The 24,244-nt window shown below is 55.0% G+C and carries 22 protein-coding genes and 4 tRNA genes; 18 read left to right on the forward strand and 8 right to left on the reverse strand.

What is annotated here, in order from left to right; translation table 11 throughout:
• Nucleotides 1-158: 158 nt before the first annotated feature.
• On the reverse strand, nt 159-1,643 hold the full coding sequence (gene gppA / locus ACYAC5_RS00840) for a guanosine-5'-triphosphate,3'-diphosphate diphosphatase (protein WP_462062249.1): 1,485 nt from the start codon (nt 1,641-1,643) through the stop codon (nt 159-161).
• Between the two features lie 7 nt (nt 1,644-1,650).
• On the reverse strand, nt 1,651-2,946 hold the full coding sequence (rhlB, locus tag ACYAC5_RS00845) for an ATP-dependent RNA helicase RhlB (RefSeq protein ID WP_110867909.1): 1,296 nt from the start codon (nt 2,944-2,946) through the stop codon (nt 1,651-1,653).
• Between the two features lie 117 nt (nt 2,947-3,063).
• Between rhlB and trxA the strand changes: the two genes are divergently transcribed.
• From trxA to ACYAC5_RS00935, 18 genes are all read left to right on the forward strand, one after another.
• A complete protein-coding gene (gene trxA / locus ACYAC5_RS00850; RefSeq protein WP_008105741.1) occupies nt 3,064-3,396 on the forward strand; it encodes a thioredoxin TrxA in 333 nt (110 codons plus the stop codon).
• Between the two features lie 345 nt (nt 3,397-3,741).
• On the forward strand, nt 3,742-5,001 hold the full coding sequence (gene rho / locus ACYAC5_RS00855; protein WP_008105744.1) for a transcription termination factor Rho: 1,260 nt from the start codon (nt 3,742-3,744) through the stop codon (nt 4,999-5,001).
• Between the two features lie 278 nt (nt 5,002-5,279).
• Nucleotides 5,280-6,353 (forward strand): UDP-N-acetylglucosamine--undecaprenyl-phosphate N-acetylglucosaminephosphotransferase, encoded by a 1,074-nt coding sequence (wecA, locus tag ACYAC5_RS00860; protein ID WP_101763775.1) that lies wholly within the window; start codon nt 5,280-5,282, stop codon nt 6,351-6,353.
• Nucleotides 6,354-6,387: 34 nt separating this feature from the next.
• Complete coding sequence (wzzE, locus tag ACYAC5_RS00865; protein WP_192414398.1) at nt 6,388-7,437, forward strand: ECA polysaccharide chain length modulation protein; 1,050 nt, start codon at nt 6,388-6,390, stop codon at nt 7,435-7,437.
• A gap of 10 nt (nt 7,438-7,447) precedes the next feature.
• Entirely contained in the window at nt 7,448-8,572 is a 1,125-nt protein-coding gene (wecB, locus tag ACYAC5_RS00870) for a non-hydrolyzing UDP-N-acetylglucosamine 2-epimerase (RefSeq protein ID WP_008105750.1), read from the forward strand.
• Nucleotides 8,573-8,574: 2 nt separating this feature from the next.
• On the forward strand, nt 8,575-9,834 hold the full coding sequence (gene wecC, locus ACYAC5_RS00875) for a UDP-N-acetyl-D-mannosamine dehydrogenase (protein WP_192414400.1): 1,260 nt from the start codon (nt 8,575-8,577) through the stop codon (nt 9,832-9,834).
• Nucleotides 9,831-10,907, forward strand: a complete 1,077-nt coding sequence (gene rfbB, locus ACYAC5_RS00880) for a dTDP-glucose 4,6-dehydratase (protein WP_192414402.1) — start codon at nt 9,831-9,833, stop codon at nt 10,905-10,907. Before wecC ends, rfbB begins: the two co-directional genes overlap by 4 nt.
• Nucleotides 10,908-10,929: 22 nt before the next feature.
• Nucleotides 10,930-11,811 (forward strand): glucose-1-phosphate thymidylyltransferase RfbA, encoded by an 882-nt coding sequence (rfbA, locus tag ACYAC5_RS00885; protein ID WP_137384905.1) that lies wholly within the window; start codon nt 10,930-10,932, stop codon nt 11,809-11,811.
• Nucleotides 11,789-12,487, forward strand: coding sequence for a dTDP-4-amino-4,6-dideoxy-D-galactose acyltransferase (rffC, locus tag ACYAC5_RS00890; RefSeq protein WP_101763769.1), 699 nt, complete (start codon nt 11,789-11,791; stop codon nt 12,485-12,487). The genes rfbA and rffC overlap by 23 nt, the downstream gene beginning before the upstream one ends.
• A complete protein-coding gene (rffA, locus tag ACYAC5_RS00895; protein ID WP_110867915.1) occupies nt 12,484-13,614 on the forward strand; it encodes a dTDP-4-amino-4,6-dideoxygalactose transaminase in 1,131 nt (376 codons plus the stop codon). Before rffC ends, rffA begins: the two co-directional genes overlap by 4 nt.
• Nucleotides 13,614-14,867: a lipid III flippase WzxE gene (gene wzxE, locus ACYAC5_RS00900; protein WP_101763767.1), complete on the forward strand. Its 1,254-nt coding sequence runs from the start codon at nt 13,614-13,616 to the stop codon at nt 14,865-14,867. Before rffA ends, wzxE begins: the two co-directional genes overlap by 1 nt.
• Nucleotides 14,864-15,934 carry a TDP-N-acetylfucosamine:lipid II N-acetylfucosaminyltransferase gene (gene wecF, locus ACYAC5_RS00905; RefSeq protein ID WP_210081006.1) on the forward strand — a complete coding sequence of 357 codons (1,071 nt, stop codon included), beginning with the start codon at nt 14,864-14,866 and terminating at the stop codon, nt 15,932-15,934. Before wzxE ends, wecF begins: the two co-directional genes overlap by 4 nt.
• Entirely contained in the window at nt 15,931-17,274 is a 1,344-nt protein-coding gene (gene wzyE / locus ACYAC5_RS00910) for an ECA oligosaccharide polymerase (RefSeq protein WP_462062255.1), read from the forward strand. The genes wecF and wzyE overlap by 4 nt, the downstream gene beginning before the upstream one ends.
• A 28-nt stretch (nt 17,275-17,302) precedes the next feature.
• A complete protein-coding gene (gene wecG / locus ACYAC5_RS00915) occupies nt 17,303-18,037 on the forward strand; it encodes a lipopolysaccharide N-acetylmannosaminouronosyltransferase (protein ID WP_462062257.1) in 735 nt (244 codons plus the stop codon).
• Nucleotides 18,038-18,196: 159 nt separating this feature from the next.
• Nucleotides 18,197-18,273 (forward strand) — tRNA-Arg (locus tag ACYAC5_RS00920).
• Between the two features lie 90 nt (nt 18,274-18,363).
• Nucleotides 18,364-18,439 (forward strand) — tRNA-His (locus ACYAC5_RS00925).
• Nucleotides 18,440-18,455: 16 nt separating this feature from the next.
• A tRNA-Leu gene (locus ACYAC5_RS00930) sits at nt 18,456-18,542 on the forward strand.
• A 37-nt stretch (nt 18,543-18,579) separates the two neighbouring features.
• A tRNA-Pro gene (locus ACYAC5_RS00935) sits at nt 18,580-18,656 on the forward strand.
• A 565-nt stretch (nt 18,657-19,221) separates the two neighbouring features.
• Here ACYAC5_RS00935 and ACYAC5_RS00940 read toward each other — a convergent pair.
• From ACYAC5_RS00940 to hemC, 6 genes are all read right to left on the reverse strand, one after another.
• A complete protein-coding gene (locus tag ACYAC5_RS00940; RefSeq protein WP_101763763.1) occupies nt 19,222-19,599 on the reverse strand; it encodes an HVO_A0114 family putative DNA-binding protein in 378 nt (125 codons plus the stop codon).
• Nucleotides 19,596-19,964 carry a DUF6516 family protein gene (locus ACYAC5_RS00945; protein ID WP_101763762.1) on the reverse strand — a complete coding sequence of 123 codons (369 nt, stop codon included), beginning with the start codon at nt 19,962-19,964 and terminating at the stop codon, nt 19,596-19,598. The genes ACYAC5_RS00940 and ACYAC5_RS00945 overlap by 4 nt, the downstream gene beginning before the upstream one ends.
• Before the next feature lie 160 nt (nt 19,965-20,124).
• Nucleotides 20,125-21,321: a protoheme IX biogenesis protein HemY gene (hemY, locus tag ACYAC5_RS00950; RefSeq protein ID WP_280172309.1), complete on the reverse strand. Its 1,197-nt coding sequence runs from the start codon at nt 21,319-21,321 to the stop codon at nt 20,125-20,127.
• 2 nt (nt 21,322-21,323) lie between these two features.
• Nucleotides 21,324-22,454 carry a uroporphyrinogen-III C-methyltransferase gene (gene hemX, locus ACYAC5_RS00955; protein ID WP_462062260.1) on the reverse strand — a complete coding sequence of 377 codons (1,131 nt, stop codon included), beginning with the start codon at nt 22,452-22,454 and terminating at the stop codon, nt 21,324-21,326.
• 23 nt (nt 22,455-22,477) lie between these two features.
• The gene (gene hemD / locus ACYAC5_RS00960) at nt 22,478-23,218 is read right to left on the reverse strand and encodes a uroporphyrinogen-III synthase (RefSeq protein ID WP_101763759.1); all 741 of its coding nucleotides are present in this window, start codon (nt 23,216-23,218) and stop codon (nt 22,478-22,480) included.
• A complete protein-coding gene (gene hemC, locus ACYAC5_RS00965; RefSeq protein ID WP_101763931.1) occupies nt 23,215-24,156 on the reverse strand; it encodes a hydroxymethylbilane synthase in 942 nt (313 codons plus the stop codon). The genes hemD and hemC overlap by 4 nt, the downstream gene beginning before the upstream one ends.
• Nucleotides 24,157-24,244: the final 88 nt, after the last annotated feature.

Here is a 24,244-nt window from a genome sequence, read left to right on the forward strand (position 1 = left end):
CCTCCTCGGTCCGTGCTCGCAGTCCCCCTCCTCGGTCCTCCCCCATGAATGGGGGAGGAAGATGCTGCTATATGTGAGTCGGAAAATGCATGTGGCAGCATCTCCTTCCCCCGCGGGCGGGGGAAGGTCGGGATGGAGGACAGCCAGCGCAATCCCAATCAGGAAATCGTCAGTAACCAGTGCACGTAGGACTGATAATGACTCTCCTGCTCTAACAGCTCAGAACGCAGCGGATGCGCTTCGCGCCAACCGGCCGGCAACGTCAAATGCAGTGCATCATCATCCGCCTGTAAACGCACGGCAGGCAAAGTGTCATCGCGACGACGACTTGAGAAGATAATCGCTAAGCGTAGCAAACGACTTAAACGCTCCGCCATGCGCGGCGGTACGGCGTTTTGCTGGGTCAGCAAGGCTAAATCGATGCTGCCGCTTTGGTTCTGCAGCAGGCAAGCCAGCATTTTTTTCTGCGCGGGAGTGAAGCCAGGAAGATCGAGATGACGAATCAGGTAAGCGGCGTGTTGCGGTGCCTGGCGGAAATCGACGCTCAGGCCAATTTCGTGGATAGAACAGGCGCTAAGGAGTAGATCGCGACATCGGTTATCCAGCTTCCAACGGCTGCTCACCTGACGGAAGAAACTTTCCGCCAACTGACGTACGCGACCGGCCTGGTCAATATCAATGGCAAAACGACGCTGCACGTTCTGCAATGTGCGGCTGCGGATATCACGATCCACCGGCAGATGCAGCATGCCATACACTAAACCTTCGCGCAGTGCGCCGCCGGCCAGCGTCATACCTTCAATGCTGAGTTCCTGGAAGATAGCGATGAGAATCGATAAACCGCTCGGGAACACTAAGGCGCGCTCCAGCGTCAATCCTTCAATTTCCAGCTCTTCCAACTTGCCGCACTGAATCGCGCGCTGTTTCAGCTGTTGCAGTTTGCTTAAGGTGATGCGCTCATCCATGCCCTGCGCCATCATAATTTCCTGCAACGCTTGTACGGTGCCCGACGCTCCGACGCAGATTTGCCAGCCTTTTTCGCGCAGCGCAGCGGCCACCGGACGGATCATCTCGCGCGCGGCCAGTTCGGCCTGCTCGAAATTCTCTTTGGCCAGATGACGGTCGCTGAAGTAGCGTTCAAGCCAGGTTACGCAACCCATCGACAAGCTGAACAGCGTGGTGGCATGTGAACCTTCGCCAGTCACCAGTTCGGTGCTGCCACCGCCGATATCGACCACTAAACGCTGATCGGAACCGCCGGTGGTATGCGCTACGCCCTGATAAATCAGGCGTGCTTCCTCTTCGCCGCTGATGACATTCACCGCGCAGCCAAGAATGTGTTCAGCCGTTGTGAGGAAATCCTGCGCATTTTCGGCAAGGCGCAGCGTGGCGGTTGCCACCACGCGGATTTGTTCCGGAGGAATATCCTGCAGCTGTTCGGAGAACAACTTCAGGCACTGCCAGCCGCGTTGCATCGCCTCAGCGGAGAGGTGATTCGCTTTGTCGAGGCCAGCCGCCAGACGCACTTTGCGCTTTATCCGCGCGACGGTCTGAATGCTGCCAGACACCTCGCGCACCACCAACATATGAAAGCTGTTAGAACCTAAATCAATCGCTGCATAAAGTGACGATGCGCTTAGCATGGTGTGCTTAACCCGAACGTTTACGGTTGCTATTGCGCGGCGCGCCGCTCCGACGGTTACTGTTGTTTCCGCCACGGCGTGGGCCGTTACCCGAGCGGCTGCGTTGCAGACGTTTCGGCGGTGGCAGTTCGCTCATCAGCGCATCGCTGTTGTACTTGCTGACCGGAATACCGTGACCAATATACTCTTCGATTGCCGGCAGGTTCAGCGCGTACTCTTCGCACGCCAGGCTGATGGAGTGACCGCTGGCACCCGCGCGGCCAGTACGACCAATACGGTGAACGTAGTCTTCACGATCGTCAGGCAGATCGTAGTTGAACACATGCGTGACGGCAGGAATGTGCAAACCCCGTGCCGCGACGTCGGTGGCAACCAGGATATCCACATCGCCTTTGGTGAAGTCATCGAGGATACGCAGACGTTTTTTCTGCGCTACATCACCGGTCAGCAGACCCACGCGATGACCATCGGCAGCCAGATGGCCCCAAATGTCTTCACAGCGGTGCTTGGTGTTCGCAAAGATAATGGCGCGATCTGGCCACTCTTCTTCTACCAGCGTCTGCAGCAAGCGCATTTTCTCTTCATTTGAAGGGTAGAAAAGCTCTTCTTTAATACGGTGGCCGGTTTTCTGCTCGGGTTCAACTTCCACGTATTCGGCGTTGTTCATGTGCTCAAACGCCAGTTCACGCACGCGGTAAGACAAGGTTGCAGAGAACAGCATACTCAGGCGTTGGGTGGCCGGCGGCATGCGGCGGAACAGCCAACGAATGTCTTTAATAAAACCGAGATCGAACATGCGATCGGCTTCATCCAGCACAACAACCTGAATCGCGCCCAGGTTGACATGGTTCTGCTTGGCGTAGTCAATCAGACGTCCGGTGGTGCCCACCAGAATATCGACACCATCAGCCAGCACTTTCAGCTGTTTATCGTAGCCGTCGCCACCATAAGCCAGGCCCAGCTTTAAGCCAGTGACCTTGGCTAACGGTTCTGCATCGGCATGAATTTGTACGGCGAGCTCACGCGTCGGGGCCATGATCAGCGCACGTGGCTGATTGATCTGGCGACCTTCTGCGGCAGGATGAGAAAGAAGATAATGAAACGTTGACGTCAGGAACGCCATCGTTTTGCCGGTACCGGTTTGCGCCTGACCCGCAACATCACGCCCTGAAAGCGTAAAAGGCAATGCGAGCGCCTGGATAGGCGTGCAGTTAGAAAAGCCTTTGGTATCAAGGGCTTCTACCACCTGAGGGTGCAGGGCGAAGTCGGAAAACTTCTGTTCAGTTAAGTGTGTTTTGCTCATAGTGTGGTAGAATATCAGCTTACTAGCGCTTTACGAAAGCGTATCCGATGAAATAAAGTCAACCTACGTTGGTATCATTTCCGCCAATTCGCCAGGCGCAATCTTTTGGAGTTAAACATGAGCAGCGATAAGATCGTTCACTTGACCGATGACAGTTTCGACACAGACGTACTGAAAGCAGACGGTGTCACTCTGGTAGATTTCTGGGCTGAATGGTGTGGTCCTTGCAAAATGATCGCCCCAATTCTCGACGAAGTCGCAGAAGAGTACGAAGGTAAACTTACCATCGCTAAGTTGAACATTGATGACAACCCGGGTACAGCGCCAAAATATGGCATCCGCGGTATCCCAACTCTGCTGCTGTTCAAGAACGGCGAAGTGGCGGCAACCAAGGTTGGCGCACTGTCTAAAGGACAGTTGAAAGAGTTCCTGAACGCCAACCTGGCCTAAGCCCGGCGCGGTGTTTGTTCGGCAGTGGTGAATTTTTTCGCCACTGCTGGACGTCTCACTTTAAGCGTGTTAAGTTAATTTCACTGCATTACGCTCTTACCTTGTAGTTTGCATCTAAGTTTTCCCTTGTCAGACCCTACTCGCAATGAACGTTATCGTGGTTTGGCAATCTGATGACTAGCACATTCGGCATCATCTTTCGACTGTCTCCTCGTTTCCTATCGCCACATCTGACGATAATCGTCGAGCTGAGTTGAAAAAGAGCCATTAACAGGCATGGAATTTTTGCCATACCACTCACGACAATCATTTCGAGAATTACCCCGAGTTTAAGAACCCATCACTATGAATCTTACCGAATTAAAGAATACGCCGGTTTCTGAGCTGATTACCCTCGGCGAAAATATGGGGCTGGAAAACCAGGCGCGTATGCGCAAGCAGGATATTATTTTCTCTATCCTGAAACAGCACGCAAAAAGCGGCGAAGACATCTTTGGTGATGGTGTGCTGGAGATATTACAGGATGGATTTGGTTTCCTTCGTTCTGGAGATAGCTCCTACCTCGCCGGTCCCGATGATATCTACGTCTCTCCCAGCCAAATCCGCCGCTTCAACCTCCGCACTGGTGACACCATTTCTGGCAAGATTCGCCCGCCAAAAGAGGGTGAACGCTACTTTGCGCTGTTGAAAGTTAATGAAGTTAACTATGACAAGCCGGAAAACGCGCGTAACAAGATTCTGTTCGAAAACCTTACGCCGCTGCACGCCAGCAAGCGTATGCGTATGGAACGCGGTAATGGCTCGACTGAAGATCTGACCGCACGCGTGCTGGATCTGGCTTCTCCGATTGGTCGTGGTCAGCGTGGTCTGATTGTGGCGCCGCCGAAAGCGGGTAAAACCATGCTGCTGCAGAACATCGCGCAGAGCATCGCCTACAACTATCCAGATTGCCTGCTGATGGTGCTGCTGATTGACGAACGTCCGGAAGAAGTGACCGAGATGCAGCGTCTGGTTAAAGGTGAAGTGATCGCTTCGACCTTTGATGAGCCAGCGTCACGTCACGTGCAGGTTGCTGAGATGGTGATCGAGAAGGCCAAGCGCCTGGTTGAGCACAAGAAAGATGTGATCATCCTGCTTGACTCTATCACGCGTCTAGCGCGTGCCTACAACACCGTGGTTCCAGCATCAGGTAAAGTGCTGACCGGTGGTGTGGATGCTAACGCCCTGCATCGTCCGAAGCGTTTCTTCGGTGCGGCACGTAATGTGGAAGAGGGCGGCAGCCTGACCATCATCGCGACCGCGCTGGTTGATACCGGTTCGAAGATGGACGAAGTGATTTACGAAGAGTTTAAAGGTACAGGTAACATGGAATTGCACCTCTCGCGCAAAATCGCCGAGAAGCGTGTATTCCCAGCGATTGACTACAATCGTTCCGGTACCCGTAAAGAAGAGCTGCTCACTACGCAGGAAGAGCTGCAGAAGATGTGGATTCTGCGCAAAATCATCCATCCAATGGGTGAAATCGACGCGATGGAGTTCCTCATCAACAAACTGGCCATGACGAAAACCAACGACGAATTCTTCGATATGATGAAGCGTTCCTAAGTTGCGATCGGCGAGTCGCTAAGCCAAGCGGTGATTCGCACAATTTGCCAGGAAATATTGCTAACGCCACGTCTTAACGTGGCGTTTTTTATTTATGGGCATTAGGATTAGCGCAGTCAGGAAGCTTTTATATTGACTGTGACAGAGATTCGTTTGTTTTTTCAGCAATCAGACTTTTCTGTAGCAGAATTCGGAATAGGGATATACGGCAATGGCGGGTGTTTTGCATATTGTTGTCCACGATTTTAGCTGAGAGCATTAACGTGAATTTACTCACTATGAGTACTGAGCTTGGTTTAGTTTTTCTTTTTACTTTAGTGTTCCTGTTTTTTGCTCGCAAAGCAGCTAAAAAAATTGGGCTTGTGGACACACCAAACTCCAGAAAAAGGCACCATGGCGCCATTCCGTTAGTTGGCGGCATTTCCGTGTACGCGGGGATCTGCTTCGCTTTTGCCATCTCAAATTATTATTTGCCGCACGCGATGCTGTATCTGAGTTGCGCGGGCGTATTGGTGCTGGTTGGCGCACTGGACGATCGCTTCGATATCAGCGTTAAAATTCGTGCGCTGGTGCAGGCGGCGGTTGCCATCGTGATGATGGTCGGTGCCAAACTCTATTTGCTCAGTCTGGGCTTTATTATCGGGCCGGTTGAATTAATTGTCGGTCCCTTTGGCTACGTATTGACGCTATTCGCCGTATGGGCCGCCATCAATGCGTTCAATATGGTGGATGGGATTGATGGCCTGCTTGGCGGCCTCTCCAGCGTCACTTTCGCCGCCATCGGCATCATTCTCTATTTCGACGGCCAGACCAGCCTCGCCATGTGGTGCTTCGCGATGATCGCCGCCACCATTCCTTATATCCTGCTTAATCTCGGCTTGATTGGCCGTCGCTACAAAGTGTTTATGGGCGATGCCGGTAGCACCATGATCGGTTTCACCATCATCTGGATTCTGCTGGAAACCACCCAAGGCCTGAGCCATCCGATCACGCCTGTCACCGCGCTGTGGCTGATCGCGATTCCGCTGATGGATATGGTGGCGATTATGTATCGCCGTTTGCGCAAAGGCATGAGCCCGTTTTCCGCTGACCGCCAGCACATCCACCATTTAATTATGCGCGCCGGATTCACGTCACGTCAGGCGTTCCTGCTGATTACCGTCGCCGCCGCGCTTCTGGCGGGTATTGGTGTGCTCGGCGAGTATCTGGCTTTCATCCCGGAATGGGTGATGCTGGTGCTGTTCATGATGGCATTCCTCCTTTATGGCTATTGCCTGAAACACGCATGGCGCGTGGCGCGCAAAATCCGTCGCATTAAACGTCGCTGGCAAAGCAGCGAAGATAAAAAATAAATTACCCAGAAAGTACCCTGATAAGGATTTTGTTATGACCTCTGTCGTTGTGGAGAACGAACTGGATATACGTGGCCTTGGCTGCACACTCTGGCGTGGTAAACGCTGGATTATCGGTCTGGCGCTGCTGTTTGCGCTGGTTGCCTGGTTAGCATCGATGTTAATGAAGCAGGCGTGGAGCACCACGGCGGTGACCGATCGTCCAACGGTCAATATGCTGGGTGATTTCTTCGTACAGCAGCAATTCCTCAATAATCTGGATGTGCGCACCAATACGCTCAATCTCAGTTCGCCAGCGCCGACCGTGATGGATGAGGTTTATCAGGAGTTCACCATGCAGCTGGCATCATGGGATACGCGCCGTGATTTCTGGCAGCAGACCGAATACTTCAAAAGCCGCAAAAGCGGTAACGCGCACAACGATGCGGCGCTGCTCGACGACCTGATCACCAACATTCAGTTCACCGCTGCCGACCCGGCGCGCAATATCTTAGATAACATTAAGCTGGTGGCCGAAACCGCCAGCGATGCTAACAATCTGCTGCGTCAATATATTGCCTACGCCAGCGAGCGTGCGGCGCGTCATCTTAATGCGGAGCTGAAAGGCGCCTGGCAGGCGCGCAGCGTGCAGCTGGCGTCGCAGGTTAACCGCCAGCAGGAAGTGGCGCAGACGGTATTTGAACGTCAACGTCAGCGCATCGAACAGGCGCTGAAAGTGGCGAGCGAGCAGGGGATTAAAGAGAATCGCGCGCCGGCAACCGGCGAGGCGCTGCCAGACAGCGATCGTTTCCTGCTGGGTCAGCAAATGCTGCAGGCGCAACTCGACACTTTACAAGCCAGCGGGCCTGCTTACGATTTAAGCTATGATCAAAACAAAGCGATGCTGAGTACGCTGCAGGCCGGTCCGCGTCTGGATAAACAATTTCAGACTTACCGCTATTTGCGCACCCCGGAAGAGCCGGTGTCGCGCGATAGTCCGCGCCGCCTGTTTATGATGATCATGTGGGGCGTGATTGGCGCGCTGGTCGGTGCGGGAGTGGCGCTGGTGCGTCGTCCGCGTTCAACGTTAGCAACGAGCCATTAAGAGAAGCCACGTGAAAGTTCTGACGGTATTTGGCACGCGTCCTGAAGCGATCAAAATGGCTCCGCTGGTGCAGGCGCTGGCGCAGGATGCTGCGTTCGAGTCACGCCTATGCGTCACCGCACAACATCGTGAAATGCTCGACCAGGTGCTGCGTTTGTTCCAGCTGCAGCCTGATTATGATCTGAATATCATGCGCCCGGAGCAAGGGCTGACGGAGATCACCAGCCGCATACTGCAGGGCATGAAAACCGTACTCGCTGATTTCCAGCCGGATGTGGTGTTAGTGCACGGCGATACCACCACCACGTTTGCGGCCAGCCTGGCGGCGTTTTATCACCAGATTCCGGTGGGTCACGTAGAAGCGGGATTGCGTACCGGCAACCTGATGTCGCCGTGGCCGGAAGAGGCCAATCGCACGCTCACCGGCCATCTCGCCAGTTATCACTTCACGCCCACGCAAAATTCGCGACAAAATCTGCTGCGCGAGAATCTGCCGGATGCGCGCATTTTCGTGACGGGCAACACGGTGATTGATGCGCTGCTGTGGGTGCGTGATCGCGTGCTGGACGATGCCGATCTCAATGCCCGCCTCGCCGCGCGCTATCCGTTCCTCGACGCTGACAAAAAACTCATTCTGGTTACGGGTCATCGCCGCGAAAGTTTTGGCGACGGCTTTGAACGCATTTGCAGTGCGCTGGCGCAAATCGCGCGCCAGCATCCGCAGGTGCAAATTGTCTATCCCGTGCACCTCAATCCCAACGTCAGCGAGCCGGTTAACCGCATTCTCAGCGGCATCGAGAATATCATCCTGATTGAGCCGCAAGAGTATCTGCCGTTTGTCTGGCTGATGAATCGCTCATGGCTGATTCTCACCGACTCCGGTGGCATTCAGGAAGAAGCGCCGTCATTAGGCAAACCGGTGCTGGTGATGCGCGATACCACCGAGCGTCCGGAAGCGGTGGACGCAGGCACGGTGAAACTGGTCGGCACCGATATCAGTAAAATTGTCGCTGAAGTCAGCCTGCTGTTGCAGGACGATGAAGCCTGGCAGGCAATGAGTCGCGCGCACAATCCGTATGGCGATGGCCATGCCTGCGCGCGCATCTTGCAGGCCCTAAAACAACACAGAGTGTAACCATGCGTTTTGAAACCATTTCCGTTATCGGACTGGGCTACATTGGGCTGCCAACGGCAGCCGTTTTTGCCTCAAAGGGAAAGAAAGTCGTTGGGGTGGATATTAATGTCCGCGCCGTTGAAACCATCAATCGTGGCGATATCCATATCGTGGAACCCGAGTTGGGTGATGTGGTGCGCGAAGCGGTGCGTGCCGGTCATCTACGTGCGACTACACAGGCCGAAGCCGCCGATGCATTCCTGATCGCCGTGCCCACGCCGTTTATCGGCGACCATCAGCCGGATCTCAGCTATGTGCAGGCCGCGGCGCTGTCGATTGCACCCGTGTTAAAAGCGGGCGATCTGGTGATCCTCGAATCGACGTCGCCGGTGGGCGCCACCGAGCAAATGGCGGAATGGCTGGCGGCGGCGCGTCCCGATTTGCGTTTCCCGCAGCACGGTGATGCGTGCGATGTGTTTATCGCTTACTGCCCGGAGCGCGTGTTACCCGGCAAAGTGATGGTTGAACTGCTGGAAAACGATCGCGTCATTGGTGGCATGACGCCAGCCTGTTCCGCACGCGCCAGCGAGCTGTACCGCATTTTCCTGCGCGGCGCGTGTGTGGAAACCAATGCGCGTACCGCCGAGATGTGCAAATTGACAGAAAACAGCTTCCGCGATGTGAATATCGCCTTTGCCAATGAGCTTTCGCTGATTTGCGCCGAGCAGGGCATCAACGTGTGGGAACTGATTGCGCTCGCGAATCGCCATCCGCGCGTCAACATCCTGCAACCCGGACCGGGCGTCGGCGGGCACTGTATCGCCGTCGATCCGTGGTTTATCGTGGCGCAGAATCCAGAACAGGCGCGACTGATTCGCACCGCACGTGAAGTGAATGATGCCAAACCGGGCTGGGTGCTGGATCAGGTAAAGCAGGCGTTAGCAGAGTGCCTCACCGCCAGCGGCAAACGCGCCAGCGATGTCACCATTGCCTGCTTTGGTCTGGCCTTCAAACCGAATATTGACGATTTGCGCGAAAGTCCGGCGATGAGCGTCGCCCATCGTATTGCCGAGTGGCACAGCGGCGCAACCTGGGTGGTTGAACCGCATGTGGAAGACATTCCGCAACGTCTGGCGCACGAAGCCACGCTGGTTGCTACGGATGTAGCGCTGCAGCAGGCGGATATTCTGGTGATGCTGGTTGATCACGCACAGTTCCGCGCGATTGATGCGGCCCAGCTTGCCCAGCCGTGGATTGTTGATACCAAAGGCGTGTGGCGATGAAACAGTTTTTGGTGACCGGCGGGGCAGGATTTATCGGTTCTGCGCTGGTACGTTTTCTGCTTGAAAACACCGAACACCGCGTGGTGGTGGTCGATAAGCTGAGCTATGCCGGCAATCTGGCGTCGCTGGCGCCGGTGCAACAGAATGCACGTTTCGCCTTCGAACAGGTGGATATTTGCCATCGCGCTGAGCTGGATCGCGTCATGGCGCACTATCAACCGGATTGCATTATGCATCTGGCGGCAGAAAGTCATGTTGACCGCTCGATCGATGGACCTATCGCCTTCGTCGAAACCAATATTGTCGGCACCTATCAGCTGCTGGAAGCGGCGCGTCATTACTGGAATGGCATGGCAGATGAACGTAAAAAAGGCTTCATTCTGCACCATATCTCCACTGATGAAGTGTTTGGTGACCTGCACGGTAGCGACGACTTCTTTACCGAAACCACGCCGTATGCGCCGAGCAGCCCCTATTCGGCGACCAAAGCCAGCAGCGATCATCTGGTGCGCGCCTGGCTGCGCACCTACGGTTTGCCGGTCATCATCACTAACTGCTCCAACAATTACGGACCGTATCATTTCCCGGAGAAGCTGATCCCACTCACCATCATTAATGCGCTGGCGGGCAAACCGCTGCCAGTGTATGGCAACGGCAGCCAGATACGCGACTGGCTATATGTAGAGGATCACGCGCGGGCGCTGTATAGCGTGGTGAGCAGCGGCAAAGTAGGGGAAACCTACAATATTGGTGGTCATAACGAGCGACGTAATCTTGAAGTGGTGGAAACGCTGTGCGATCTGCTGGATGAGTTGGCGCCGCAGCAGCGTGCACCGCACCTGAGCCACTACCGTGACCTGATTACCTTTGTTAGCGATCGTCCCGGCCACGACCAGCGCTACGCCATCGACGCCAGTAAAATTGAGCGTGAGCTGGGTTGGACGCCGCAGGAAACCTTTGAGAGCGGCATTCGTAAAACCGTGCAATGGTATCTGGCAAACCCGCAATGGTGGCAGGCGATTCTTAACGGCAGCTATCGCGGTGAGCGTCTGGGATTAGCCACGCCGCGTTAAACGCACTTCAGAAGGAGCAGCGATGAAAGGCATTATTTTAGCCGGAGGTTCGGGCACGCGTTTGCATCCGATTACCCGCGCCATCTCGAAACAGCTGTTGCCGGTATATGACAAACCCATGATTTACTATCCGCTGTCGGTACTGATGCTGGCAGGGATTCGCGAAATTTTGATCATCACCACGCCAGAAGATCGCGCCCATTTTGAACGCTTACTGGGCGACGGCAGTGAATTTGGGATTCAGCTAACCTATGCAGAACAACCCAGTCCTGATGGGCTGGCGCAGGCATTTATTATTGGCGAAAGTTTTATTGGTGACGATCACTGTTGTCTGGTGCTGGGCGACAATCTCTATTTCGGCCAGGGTTTCAGCCCCAAGCTGAAGAAAGTGGCCGCGCGCAGCAGCGGCGCGACCGTCTTTGCTTATCAGGTGATGGATCCGGAGCGTTTTGGCGTGGTGGAGTTTGATGACGACTTTAACGCGCTCTCCATTGAGGAAAAACCGCAGCAGCCGAAATCGCGCTGGGCGGTCACCGGCCTCTATTTTTACGACAACCGCGTGGTGGAGTTCGCCAAACAGGTGAAACCTTCCGAGCGCGGTGAGCTGGAAATCACCGCCATCAACCAGATGTATCTCGATCAGGGCGAGCTTGCGGTGGAGTTGCTGGGGCGCGGATTTGCCTGGCTGGATACCGGCACGCACGACAGCCTGATTGAGGCGAGTATGTTTGTGCAGACGGTGGAAAAACGGCAGGGCTTTAAAATTGCCTGCCTGGAAGAGATTGCATGGCGTAACGGCTGGCTGAGCGATGCCCAGCTTTTAGCCGCGGCTCAGGCGCTAACCAAAACCGGCTACGGCCAGTATCTGCTGGATGTTCACAATGCCCGTCCGCGTCAATATTGATTCCCTTACGTGGGAAAATGAGTTCTTCGGTCAGAACAGCGCGCGCTTATCGCTGGATGGCGATTTGACGCTGGCCGAGGCCCTTCAGCAGCCGTATGCGCTGTGGCAAGTGAAGGTGCCCGCTGAACGCGTTGATGCCATCGATGCGCTGAGCCAGCATGGTTTTCAGTTAGTGGAAGGCGAAGCTGACCTTTCCCTCAGCATCAAACATACCGAGCGGCAAGTTGGCGTGCGCATTGCGCGGGAAGCACAAATCCCGGCACTGCGTGAAGCGGCTGCGCAGGCGTTTAGCCAAAGTCGCTTCCGCGCGCCGTGGTTTGCTGCAGCAGACAGCGGACGTTTCTACGCGCAGTGGATTGAAAATGCGGTGCGCGGCACCTTTGATAATCAATGTCTGGTGGCCTGCGATGAGCAGGGCGCGCTGCAAGGTTTCGTCTCGATGCGCGAAGTGGACGGCGACATGCGCATCGGTCTGCTGGCGGTATTGCCCGCCGCACAAGGTTGCGGCGTCGGCCAGCGCCTGCTGCTCGCCGCCGCCGACTGGGGCCGTGTGCGTCAGCTAACGCATCTGCGCGTGGCGACCCAGCTCAGCAATCTCACGGCGTTGCGCCTCTATTTACGCAGCGGTGCGCGGCTGGAAAGCACCGCTTACTGGTTCTACAGGAAAGCCTCATGATCCCATTTAATGCGCCGCCGATTGTCGGCAGCGAAGTTGAATATATGCAGTCGGCGATGGCCAGCGGCAAGCTGTGCGGCGATGGCGGCTTTACTCGCCGCTGCCAGCAGTGGATGGAACAGCATTTCGGCAGCAAAAAAGTGCTGCTGACGCCATCCTGCACCGCATCGCTGGAGATGGCGGCGCTGCTGATTGACCTGCAGCCTGGCGATGAGGTGATCATGCCGAGCTACACCTTCGTCTCCACCGCCAACGCCTTTGTGCTGCGCGGCGCGACCATTGTGTTTGTCGATGTGCGCCCCGATACGCTAAATATCGATGAAACGCTGATTGAAGCGGCGATCACGCCGAAAACCCGCGCCATCGTGCCAGTGCATTACGCGGGCGTGGCCTGCGAGATGGACAGCATCATGGCGCTGGCGGCGAAGCATAAACTCTATGTTATCGAGGATGCCGCGCAAGGCGTGATGTCGCAGTACAAAGGACGCGCGCTCGGCACCATTGGTCACATTGGCTGCTTTAGCTTTCACGAAACTAAAAATTACACCGCCGGCGGTGAAGGTGGCGCAACGCTGATCAATGACGCGAAGCTGGTGGATCGTGCCGAGATCATTCGTGAAAAAGGCACCAACCGCAGCCAGTTTTTCCGTGGTCAGGTAGATAAATATACCTGGCGCGATATTGGCTCCAGCTATTTGATGGCGGATTTGCAGGCGGCCTATTTGTGGGCGCAGCTGGAAGCGGCGGAGCAAATTAATCAGCAGCGTTTGCGTTTGTGGCAACGCTACTACGATGCGCTGCGGCCGCTAGCTGCTGCCGGCCGTATTGAGCTGCCGGTGGTGCCGAAAAATTGCCGCCACAATGCACATATGTTCTACATCAAGCTGCGCGACAGCGACGATCGTCAGGCGCTGATCAACTGGATGAAAGAGGCGGAAATCCTCACGGTGTTCCATTACATCCCGCTGCACTCGTCGCCAGCGGGTGAACGTTTTGGCCGCTTCCACGGTGATGATGCCTTTACCACGCGTGAAAGCGAGCGCCTGCTGCGCCTGCCGCTGTTCTACAACTTATCGGATAACAACCAGCGTACGGTGATCAGTTCGCTGCTGAGTTTCTTTGCCTGATGTCATTAGCAAAAGCATCAGTCTGGACCGCGTCTTCCACGCTGGTAAAAATCGTTGCTGGCCTGCTGGTGGTGAAACTGTTAGCGATAAGCTTCGGACCCGAAGGGATCGGGCAAGCCGGTAACTTCCGCCAGTTGATTACTGTACTCGGCGTATTGGCGGGCGCGGGCATCTTTAACGGCGTCACTACGTTAGTCGCGCAACATCAGCAACAGCCACAACAACTGCGCGCGGTGACCGGCACGGCTTCGGCGATTGTGCTCGGTTTTTCAACGCTGCTGGCGCTGGTGTTTTTGCTGGCGGCAACGCCCATCAGCACGGCGCTGTTTGGTCATGCTGAATATGCCAACGTGGTGCGCATTGTTGCCTTTCTACAGCTCGGTATTGCCTGGGCCAATCTGACGCTGGCGTTGCTGAAGGGCTTCCGCGATGCGCGCGGCAATGCGCTGGCGCTAATTGCCGGAAGTATCGTCGGCGTGCTGGGTTATGTGCTGTGCTGGTGGCTGGGCGGCTATGCTGGTGCGTTAGTGGGATTGGCGCTGGTGCCGGCGCTGCTGGTGTTTCCGGCGTTGCTGATGCTACGTCGCCATCGCGATCGGCTGCCGCTGAGCTGGCTGATGCCAGGCTGGCATCCTGACCTGGCGCGCAATCTGGCGAAGTTTACGCTGATGGCGCTGATCACCTCATTCACCTTGCCGGTGGCGTGGGTGATGATGCGAAATCTGCTGGCCGAGCAGCAAGGCTGGGCGCAGGTTGGTTTATGGCAGGGCGTGACCAGTATTTCCGATGCCTACCTGCAGTTTATCACCGCCACCTTTAGCGTCTGGCTGTTGCCCACGCTGGCGCGGCTGGAGCAGAAACCGCAAATCGCCCGTGAGATTGGGCGTGCGCTGCGCTTTGTGTTACCTGCCGTCGCAGCGGCCAGTTTCTGCGTATGGCTGCTGCGCGATGTCGCTATCTGGCTGCTGTTTTCGCCGCAGTTCAGCGCGATGCGTGACCTTTTCGTCTGGCAGTTGTGCGGTGATGTGTTTAAAGTCGGCGCCTATGTTTTCGGATATCTGGTGATCGCCAAAGCGTCACTGCGCTTCTATATTCTGACGGAAATCAGCCAGTTTGCCCTGCTGACCGGTTTTTCCCATTGGCTGATTCCGCTGCACGGGACCGCCGGGGCCGCGCAGGCTTACATGGCAACCTACGTTCTCTATTTCGCCCTTTGTTGTGGCGCCTTCATGATTTATTGCCGGAAAAAATGACGACTTTTCACGTATTGGGATCGGATATCCCGCATCACAATCATACGGTGCTGCGCTTCTTTAATGACGTAATGAGCGCCGAGCTGCCAGGCGCTGCCCCGCGTCAGTTTATGGTAGTATCCAGCGCGCCCGAAACGCTGCAAGCGTATGCTTCATTGCAGATTGAAACCTTTGCCAGCAAGCATGCGCTGGCGCAAGCGGTGGTGACGCGTGCTGCCGATCGCTCGCAGCGCTTCTTCTTTCACGGCCAGTTTAATCCCAGCATTTGGTTGGCCTTGCTGAGCGGCAAACTGCGTCGTCAGCAGGCGTTCTGGCATGTATGGGGCGCGGATCTCTACGAAGAAGGGCGCGGTCTTAAGTATCAGCTGTTTTATCTGCTGCGCAGAATGGCGCAAGGGCGCGTGGCGCGCGTGTTTGCGACGCGCGGTGATTTGCACCATTTCCAGCAGCGTCATCCGCGCGTTCCCGCCTCGCTGCTCTATTTCCCGACGCGCATGCCGGATGTGGCGCTGCCTGCGCCAATGGAAAGCCCCGATTTCACTATTCTGCTCGGTAACTCCGGCGATCGCAGTAATCGTCACATTGCCGGTTTAGAGGCGATTCGAGCCCAGTTTGGTGAACAGGTGAAAATCGTCGTGCCGCTCGGTTACCCGCAGAACAATCACGCTTACATCGATGAGATTGCCGCCGCCGCACAGCGCTTGTTCCCGGCGGGGCAGGTGACGCTGCTGCGCGACAAGATCGACTTTGATGCCTATCTGACATTGCTTAGCCGCTGCCAGCTCGGCTATTTTATGTTCGAGCGCCAGCAAGGCATTGGTACGCTTTGCTTACTGATTCAGGCCAATATTCCGTTTGTGCTGAACCGCAAAAATCCGTTCTGGCGCGATCTCAGCGAGCAAGGTTTGCCGGTGCTGTTTAGCGAAGATGCGCTGGATAGCGCCAGCGTGGCCGAAGCGCAACGGCAATTAGCGCAGTGCGATCACTCTTCGATCGCCTTTTTTGCCCCCGGCTATCTGGCAGGCTGGCGCGATGCGCTAACCCTGAGTGAAAGGGAGAGAACATGAGCCTGATGCAGTTTAGTGGTCTGCTGGTGGTTTATCTGTGTTCGCTGGGTTTCATTCTGACCCTAACCTGGCGGGAATTTAAACGGGTGCGCTTCAACTTCCACCTGTTCTTCACCATTTTGTTTTTACTGACCTTCTATTTCGGCTTCCCGCTGACCAGCGTGCTGGTATTCCGCTTTAACGTGGCGGTGGTGCCGCCGGAATATCTGCTGCAGGCGCTGCTGGCCGCTACCAGCTTTTATGCCATCTATTACGTTAGCTATAAGGTGCGGCTGCGGCCGGCCAATGCGCCTGCGCGCAAACCCTGGCTGCAGATGAACCGGGTTGAAACCCATCTGACCTGTCTGCTGCTGGCGCTGGTGGCGATTGGCACCGTGACGGTGTTCTTTATGCACAACGGCCTGCTGCTTTTCCGGCTTTCGGCTTACAACCAGATCTTCTCCAGCGAAGTGTCCGGCGTGGCGCTTAAACGCTTCTTCTACTTCTTTATTCCGGCGATGCTGATTCGCTACTTCCTCAAGCCAACCCAGCGTCAGTGGCTGTGGTTTTTGCTGGTGTCGGTGGCATTTGGCTTGCTGACCTACGCGCTGGTGGGCGGCACGCGCGCCAATATCATTATCGCGTTCGCGCTGTTCTTGTTTATTGGCATTACGCGCGGCTGGATCACGCTGTGGATGCTGGTTGGCGCCGGTGTGATGGCGATTGGCGGTATGTTCTGGCTGGCGTTGCGTCGCTATAACCTCGACGTAGTGGGCGATGAAGCGTTTTACACCTTCCTTTATCTAACACGCGACACCTTCTCGCCGTGGGAAAATCTGGCGCTGTTACTGCAAAACTACGACAAGATCGATTTTCAGGGGCTGGCACCGATTTGGCGCGATTTCTACGTGTTCATTCCCAGCTGGATGTGGCCGGGACGTCCAACAGCCATTCTCAACAGCGCTAACTACTTTACCTGGGAAGTGCTGAACAACCATTCCGGCTTGGCGATCTCGCCCACGCTATTGGGTTCGCTGGTGGTGATGGGCGGCGTGTGGTTTATCCCAATCGGTGCGGTGGCTGTCGGCCTGCTGATTAAAGGCTTTGATAACCTTTATCTTTATGGCCGCGATACCAGCAATCGTTACAGCGGGGCGATTTTGCAGAGTTTCTGCTTCGGCGCGGTGTTTAATATGATCGTGCTGGCGCGTGAAGGGCTGGATGCTTTCGGCTCGCGCGTGGTGTTCTTTTGTCTGATTTTTGCGGCCTGTATGTGGGCGGCTAAATTGCTTTACTGGCTGTTGGCGCGCGCGGGGTTGATTCGTCCGCGCAGCGAGCCGGTTTTACACAGCCCTTCTTAACCTTTGGGCACAACGGGAAATTCATACCATGGAAACCGATAAGCCGCGCTATAGCCTGCGCGGAGTCGATCTTCACGCCTTCAACGATATGGCGAGCTTTCTGCGCTTTCTGCTGCCCGAGGGTAAACCGCGTTGCGGCACGCTGGTGGCGATGAATGCCGAGAAAATGCTCACGCTGGAAGAAGATGCGCAGCTACGCGCACTGATCGCTGAGGCTGAGTTCAAATATCCGGATGGCATCAGCATCGTCCGTTCGCTACGTAAGAAGTATCCTCAGCTGCAGGCGAACCGCATTGCAGGCGCGGATTTATGGGAAGCGTTGATGGAGAGTGCAGGGCGTAGCGGCATTCCGGTGTTTCTGATTGGTGGACGTCAGGCGGTGCTGCAGGAAACCTGCGACAAGCTGCGACGACAGTGGAATGTGAATATCGTTGGCAGTCAGGATGGTTACTTTGCGCCTGAAGCGCGCGACGCGCTGTTTGCCCGCATCGCCGCGAGTGGTGCGCAGATTGTCACGGTGGCGCAAGGTTCTCCGCGCCAGGAGCTGTTGATGCGTGATTGCCGCGCCCATTGGCCGCATGCGCTCTATATGGGCGTTGGTGGCACTTACGATGTGTTTACCGGGCACGTTAAGCGCGCGCCCGTTTGGTGGCAAAAGTCCGGACTGGAATGGCTTTATCGCCTTATTCGTCAGCCTTCGCGTCTGCGTCGCCAATTAAAGCTGCTGAAATACTTACGCTACCACTGGCGGGGCGACCTCTGAAATTGCTGGTTTTTCCAGCGAAAATGAGAGGGTAAGCGCCTCAAACTGCTGTAATTATCGATGGAATGCACAAAGCGTAATCAAACGCGTTTTTTTTCTAAAAAAGGGCTGGACAGTATGAGGTCAAGCCCGTAGTATGCCCATCCGCAACGGCGCTACGCGCCCGTAGCTCAGCTGGATAGAGCGCTGCCCTCCGGAGGCAGAGGTCTCAGGTTCGAATCCTGTCGGGCGCGCCATTTAGTTTGTGCGCAAGAGCTTCGGTGGTTGGTTAGACCGCGTTATGCAGTGAATTAGTAAGCGAAACACGCTTACGCACCAGAATTATGGTGGCTATAGCTCAGTTGGTAGAGCCCTGGATTGTGATTCCAGTTGTCGTGGGTTCGAGTCCCATTAGCCACCCCAGATTTTGCTCGGTCACGCGATGGTGGCGGAATTGGTAGACGCGCTAGCTTCAGGTGTTAGTGTTCTTACGGACGTGAGGGTTCAAGTCCCTCCCTTCGCACCAGGCAAAATTACGCTGTAGCGTTAAAGAAGTAAAAAATCGGCGAGTAGCGCAGCTTGGTAGCGCAACTGGTTTGGGACCAGTGGGTCGGAGGTTCGAATCCTCTCTCGCCGACCATATTCGAAAAGCCTGCTTGAAAAAGCAGGCTTTTTTCGTTTGTATCCGCCATTCATATTCTCAACTTTTCCCATCATTTCCTTTGAGCGTAATTCCGCACATTGTCGCTATTTAGATACATATAAATCATTGATTTATATGGGCATGACAATTCCTTGCATAGCTTGTCGTTCTGCGGAGACAGCTTATTGAATGATCGTCGCGTTTTACCGACAGTGGCTAACACCGGGATTGTGGCAGGGACTATATCCTGTTGATATTAATTAGCTTATTGCACGTGCTGCAACTTTGGCACGTCTTGTGCAATAATCTACCTGTAGATGCTCATTCCACCTCTTATGTTTGCTGATGCTACATAAACCTGGGAATGATGCAGAGCCCCTTACGGCATCCGTTGTCCAGCCTGGCAGTATTTGCGCACGCTTTACTGCAGTAAGAAGGACATTACGTTGAGTCGGATGCCATCAGTTGTCTTAACGACCTGATCTTACACCTGCTTATGGCAGGTGTTTTTTTGTCTGTAATATGGCGAAGGGTAGATTCGGCTTCGGAACGCAAGGTTCAGTTAAGCCGCTTCGGGTTTTGCGATGAGTTCACTGGTCACGCGTATATCGAACTCAGTGAAAAGTGCGGTAGGAATTTTTTTTTTGCCTATCTTTTTCAGGCTCACAAAGCCGTGACCTTCCAACGTTTTCAGCGTCGCAGACAGATTACTGACTCGACGTCCCGAAAGCTCCGCCAGCTCTGTAACGGTCTGAGGTTTGCGCTCGTGCATAAGCTTGAGAAGTAGGATGTTCTCATTGCTAAGCACCTGCGCAATCGCGTTAACGGACGCAAACCAAACTTTGGGTTCATCAGCCTCAGGTTTGTACTGCCCACTCGCAATGCTCATTATTCGATTACGCATATTCTCTGGAGAAATAATGCCGATGAGCGCTTTCATGATTTACCCTCTTTTTCACCAATGATTTTGTCTACATTTTCCAGAAAGTCTTCGAGCAGTTGGCTGGCCGAAACAAAGAAATAGGGCTGCCCAGAATCAACAGAGGTTTTATGCAGATGGTCATAAACCGTCCATTTACCTGAAAAACCTCTCTTCGGCGGCTTAATGGCATGAGCGTTATCTATGCCGAAGATGCGGGTGTTGTAATTGTTATGGAAGGTAAGATTGTACCTTATGCCATGCGGCCTGAACTTCGACGGTGCTTCTTTACGAACCTCAATTTTCCACCAATATCCGCTCTCATAAGTAAATCGATATCCATCCATGTCGATCAGCGTATTTAATCCGTAGTCTTCATCATCCATATACTTATGACCCGATCATAACAAATTAATGTTGCTGTGTAAAATTTCATCAGACCCACACGGTAATGATCGAAACAGATCAGGATATTGATTAGCGATAAATTGCAGGCAAAAAAAAGCCGGGACAAGCCCGGCGTGCACAAAAGTAACAATCGTAAAATCAGATGCTGGTATTGGTCTTCAGCGTAAGTAGCAGGCCTTCACGACGCATTTTGGCAGCGTCTTCCGGACGATGCAGGCGGTCGTAAACATCGGCCAGCCAGGCATAATCAAACGCATCCGGACGCTGCGCCAGCGCTTGCTGGAACGCTTCTGCTGCCTGCTGCCATTCCCCATGACGCATCAGCAGCTGCCCCAGCGTGCTGTGCAGCAGCGGCGTGGCGCCATGCTGTTTAATCTGCTGACGCAGCGCTTTTTCCAGAGATTGCGGATCGCCACTTTTAATACGCGGCATCAGCAATACCAGACGATCGTCATATTGGCGTTTCAGACCTTCCAGCACGATGCTCTGTGCGGTATCCGGATCGTCACACTCAATCAAATGTTCTGCCATAGCCACCTGCAAGGCGGTTTCCTGACGCGTTTTGCGGCTCTGGTTTTGCCACCATTTCTTCAAACCGTCGCTGCCTTGATCGGCCATCGCCTGGTTCATCAGGCCCAGCCAGGCTTGCTGCTGCAAGGCATCGCGCTGTGCTTCATCATTGATCTGCACTTTCTGCATCGCAGGCAGAATGTCGAGCAATGCGCCCCATGCGCCGGTACGAATATAGGCTTGTTCTGCCAGACGCAACACTTCCGGATGGCGCGGTGCGACTTCCAGCAGGCGATCAACGCCATGGCGTGCAGCATGATCTTCGTTGCGCGCCAGTTGCAGACGTACGCGTGTGATTTCAACCGGAATCGTGTCGTTCACCGATAACTCAGAAGCGCGCTCCAGATGCTGATTAGCACGGATTTCGTCACCGCGTTGCTGTGCCGCTTCGGCAGCCAGCAAGTAGTTTGCTACTGGCTGATCGGCGTGGTCGGCATTTTTCGACAGCAGTTTTTCGGCCTGTTTAAAGTCACCTTCAGCCAGTTTCATCAGCGCGCTTTGCGTGTGGCGCTGCGCGCTACGGCGCTTGCGGCCGGTGAACCAGCCGCGTGTGCGTGCGCCGGTACGGAACAGGCGACGCAGAATCCATTCCACCAATAAAATCACCAGCAGGCTGAGGATCAAGATGATCGCCAGGCCGGTTACGCTGGTTTCAATGTTCCAGTTGTCGGTTTGGATCAGCACGTAGCCCTGATGGCCGGCTACCATCGGTCCAACCACAATGCCCGCAATCAGCAGCAGGAAAAGCACCAATACTTTCAGCATGGTTAGCCTCCTTGTTGATCAGCAGCAACCGATGGCTGAGCCAGCAAATTACGTACGCGGGTTTGCATCAGTTTTTCCAGCAGCGGCTGGCTTTCCAGCGTATCCGGCACATCCATTGAAATGCTTTGCTGGCTCAATTCATCCAGCTGTGCAAGGAAGGCTTTGGTGGCGGCATCGTTGGTGTCATACCAGGCGCGAACCCAGGTTGATACCGCATCGATAGACTGTTTGTAGATCTCATCCTGATGACGCGGTACGGCCTGAGCCGCAATCAGCAGGCGCGAACGAATGTTTTCGCGCAGGTAAACATCCTGATTCGGTGCCAGCAGCGGCTGTGCGGTGTTGTCGCGGCGGCGGATGGTGATGAAATCATCCATAAAGTTATGCCAGCTTTTCACCAGATTTTGACGCCACTCGTGCAGCGAACTGGAGAGTTCACCGCCATCAGCGTCCATAGGCGAATCATCGCTGTCGTTGTCGGCCAGGCGTAGATTATCGACGCCGTTCGACAGCTGATTAAGCTTGAGGATGGTGCCGTCATAATCAACCTGGCTGACGGCGGAGAGTGAACTGATGTCCTGCGTTAAGGCGCGACGCACGTTCATCACACTCGGATCGTTCATGTCGGCCAGGCTGGAATCAGCACTTTTCAATAACGCTGCCGCGGTGGTGACATCCTGATCGCTCCACAGTTTGCGGCCCGCCAGTTTGACGAGGTAATCCGCTTGCGCCAGTAGCCAGGTACGCGTGTCGTTTCCAGAGATGTTAGCGACTTTATCGCGCAGGGTTTCCAGCTCTTTTGCGCTGTTATCCTGCTGCGTGCGCGCCTGCTGCAAGGCGCTGTTGGCGCTATCCAGCTGTTGCGTCAGCTGCTGTTTGTCGCTGCCCAGTTGCTGCTGCAAGGCGCTCAGCTGCTCACTGAGATTCTGGTTAGTTTGAGCCTGTAAATCGGCCTGGTGTTTCCCATTAAGATAAAGTCCCGCCCCAATCGCCAGCGCAATCACAATCGCCACGGCACTCAGCACCTTGCCATCGCCTTTTTTATCGCGAGGTGGTTTGGTTGCTGGCGAGGGAGAATTGTCCGCTGGGGTGGTTTCTTCAACCATGGCGGAGGAGGCTTTTTGTTCCGTCATTATGGCTCATCCCATTGTTAAGTTCAGCGTAACGCGCGCAGCAGCGCATCGTTATCGGCACCATCGGCTACATCAATGTCCTGCCAGCCTAATTCAGCGGCTTGCGTAGCCAAACGTTCACTGACGACCACAAGCCGACAGTGCAGTAACCATTCCCGACGATCAATTGGCGGAAACAGAGAAAAGAGTTGTTGTAACATTTCGCCGCTGGTTACCACCAGCGTTGTAATGCCGCGATCGCGCCAGCGGCGGCCTTCAGTCGCGCCGTTGTAGTGCTTTTCACAGCGCTGATAACACTCGCAGTATTGCACCTCAACGCCGCGTTCAATCAGCGTTTCTGCCAGCAACTCGCGCCCCGGACTGCCGCGCAGAATCAGCGCGCGTTTGCCACTAACCTGCTGCAGACGGTTCAGGCGCACCAGCTCTTCGCTGGTCTCCCGCGCATGAGGATAGTCTACTTTGAGATTACTGACGGTATGCAGGGCTAAAGCGGTGCTGCGACCAATAGCATAATAGTTGAGGGCTTCAGGCCATGTTGTCGCGCTTTGCTGTAAAGCGGGCTCGGCGAAAGTAACGACCTGCTGCGACAGTAAAAACACCAGATCGCCTGGCTGTAACGCCGCAAGTTGGCTTGGCAAATGGATAAGATCGCGACCCGGCGTAAATTCAATCAGCGGGAAGCCCCATGCCAGCTTGCCCAGGCTGCGCAAACGCGAGACCAGTTCAGTGGCGGCCGGTTCCGGGCGGGTCACGAGGATGGTCATACTGGCGGTTGACCTTGATACACTTCACGCAGAATGTCGCGCGCGCCGCCATCCAACAGCTCTTCGGCCAGCGAAACCCCCATTCTTTCGGCGTGATCGCGTGGACCGCGACGCTCGCCGACCACCATTTGACTGCCGTCCGGTGAGCCAACTAATCCGCGCAGCCACAGCTGATCGTCTTCCAGCACCGCGAAGCTGCCGATAGGCACCTGACAACCGCCTTCCAGCCGCGTGTTCATTGCGCGTTCGGCGCGCACGCACACGGCGGTATCGTCGTGATTCAACGCCTGTAGCAGCGTAATCAATTGCTCATCATCTGCGCGGCATTCAATGCCGACGGCGCCCTGACCCACGGCGGGCAGGGAAATCTCGGCAGGCATTGCCTGACGGATGCGATCTTCCAGACCTAAACGCTTCAAACCGGCCGCCGCCAGAATGATGGCGTCATATTCACCGGCATCAAGTTTGCCAAGACGCGTGCCGACGTTGCCGCGCAGTGAGCGAATCACTAAATCCGGACGACGGGCGCTAAGCTGGCACTGGCGACGCAGGCTGGACGTCCCAACAACCGCGCCTTGTGGCAGCTCATCAACACTGTTGTAACGATTGGAGACGAAAGCATCGCGCGGATCTTCACGCTCGCAAATGGTCACCAGACCGAGGCCTTGTGGAAAATCGATCGGCACATCTTTCATTGAGTGCACGGCGAGATCGGCGCGGCCTTCCAGCATTGCCAGCTCAAGCTCTTTAACGAATAGCCCTTTGCCGCCAACCTTTGCCAATGGCGTATCAAGGATGACATCACCTTTGGTGACCATCGGCAGCAACTCAACTTGCAGACCCGGATGAGCCGCCATCAGACGCTGTTGGACATATTGTGCCTGCCACAAAGCAAGGGGACTTTGTCTGGTAGCAATTCTGAAAATTTTGTTTAACATGCTGTTAACCATTTTGATCGTTCATCGAATATCCTATCATTGATAGGGGAATGCTGTCAGTTTCAACGGATTGAAAAGGCCGCGATGT

This window comes from Pantoea sp. y20 (genome assembly GCF_054903455.1).

Bases quoted from the DNA above. Each gene is read 5' to 3' on its own strand.
- wecG (WP_462062257.1), top strand. From the start codon at position 17,303: ATGGAAACCGATAAGCCGCGCTATAGCCTGCGCGGAGTCGATCTTCAC.
- rfbA (WP_137384905.1), top strand. From the start codon at position 10,930: ATGAAAGGCATTATTTTAGCCGGAGGTTCGGGCACGCGTTTGCATCCG.
- gppA (WP_462062249.1), bottom strand. From the start codon at position 1,643: ATGCTAAGCGCATCGTCACTTTATGCAGCGATTGATTTAGGTTCTAAC.
- wzzE (WP_192414398.1), top strand. From the start codon at position 6,388: ATGACCTCTGTCGTTGTGGAGAACGAACTGGATATACGTGGCCTTGGC.
- rfbB (WP_192414402.1), top strand. From the start codon at position 9,831: ATGAAACAGTTTTTGGTGACCGGCGGGGCAGGATTTATCGGTTCTGCG.
- hemD (WP_101763759.1), bottom strand. From the start codon at position 23,218: ATGACCATCCTCGTGACCCGCCCGGAACCGGCCGCCACTGAACTGGTC.
- wzxE (WP_101763767.1), top strand. From the start codon at position 13,614: ATGTCATTAGCAAAAGCATCAGTCTGGACCGCGTCTTCCACGCTGGTA.
- wecC (WP_192414400.1), top strand. From the start codon at position 8,575: ATGCGTTTTGAAACCATTTCCGTTATCGGACTGGGCTACATTGGGCTG.
- ACYAC5_RS00940 (WP_101763763.1), bottom strand. From the start codon at position 19,599: ATGAAAGCGCTCATCGGCATTATTTCTCCAGAGAATATGCGTAATCGA.
- hemC (WP_101763931.1), bottom strand. From the start codon at position 24,156: ATGTTAAACAAAATTTTCAGAATTGCTACCAGACAAAGTCCCCTTGCT.
- trxA (WP_008105741.1), top strand. From the start codon at position 3,064: ATGAGCAGCGATAAGATCGTTCACTTGACCGATGACAGTTTCGACACA.
- rffC (WP_101763769.1), top strand. From the start codon at position 11,789: ATGCCCGTCCGCGTCAATATTGATTCCCTTACGTGGGAAAATGAGTTC.
- wecF (WP_210081006.1), top strand. From the start codon at position 14,864: ATGACGACTTTTCACGTATTGGGATCGGATATCCCGCATCACAATCAT.
- hemX (WP_462062260.1), bottom strand. From the start codon at position 22,454: ATGACGGAACAAAAAGCCTCCTCCGCCATGGTTGAAGAAACCACCCCA.
- rho (WP_008105744.1), top strand. From the start codon at position 3,742: ATGAATCTTACCGAATTAAAGAATACGCCGGTTTCTGAGCTGATTACC.
- ACYAC5_RS00945 (WP_101763762.1), bottom strand. From the start codon at position 19,964: ATGGATGATGAAGACTACGGATTAAATACGCTGATCGACATGGATGGA.
- wzyE (WP_462062255.1), top strand. From the start codon at position 15,931: ATGAGCCTGATGCAGTTTAGTGGTCTGCTGGTGGTTTATCTGTGTTCG.
- wecA (WP_101763775.1), top strand. From the start codon at position 5,280: ATGAGTACTGAGCTTGGTTTAGTTTTTCTTTTTACTTTAGTGTTCCTG.
- rhlB (WP_110867909.1), bottom strand. From the start codon at position 2,946: ATGAGCAAAACACACTTAACTGAACAGAAGTTTTCCGACTTCGCCCTG.
- hemY (WP_280172309.1), bottom strand. From the start codon at position 21,321: ATGCTGAAAGTATTGGTGCTTTTCCTGCTGCTGATTGCGGGCATTGTG.
- rffA (WP_110867915.1), top strand. From the start codon at position 12,484: ATGATCCCATTTAATGCGCCGCCGATTGTCGGCAGCGAAGTTGAATAT.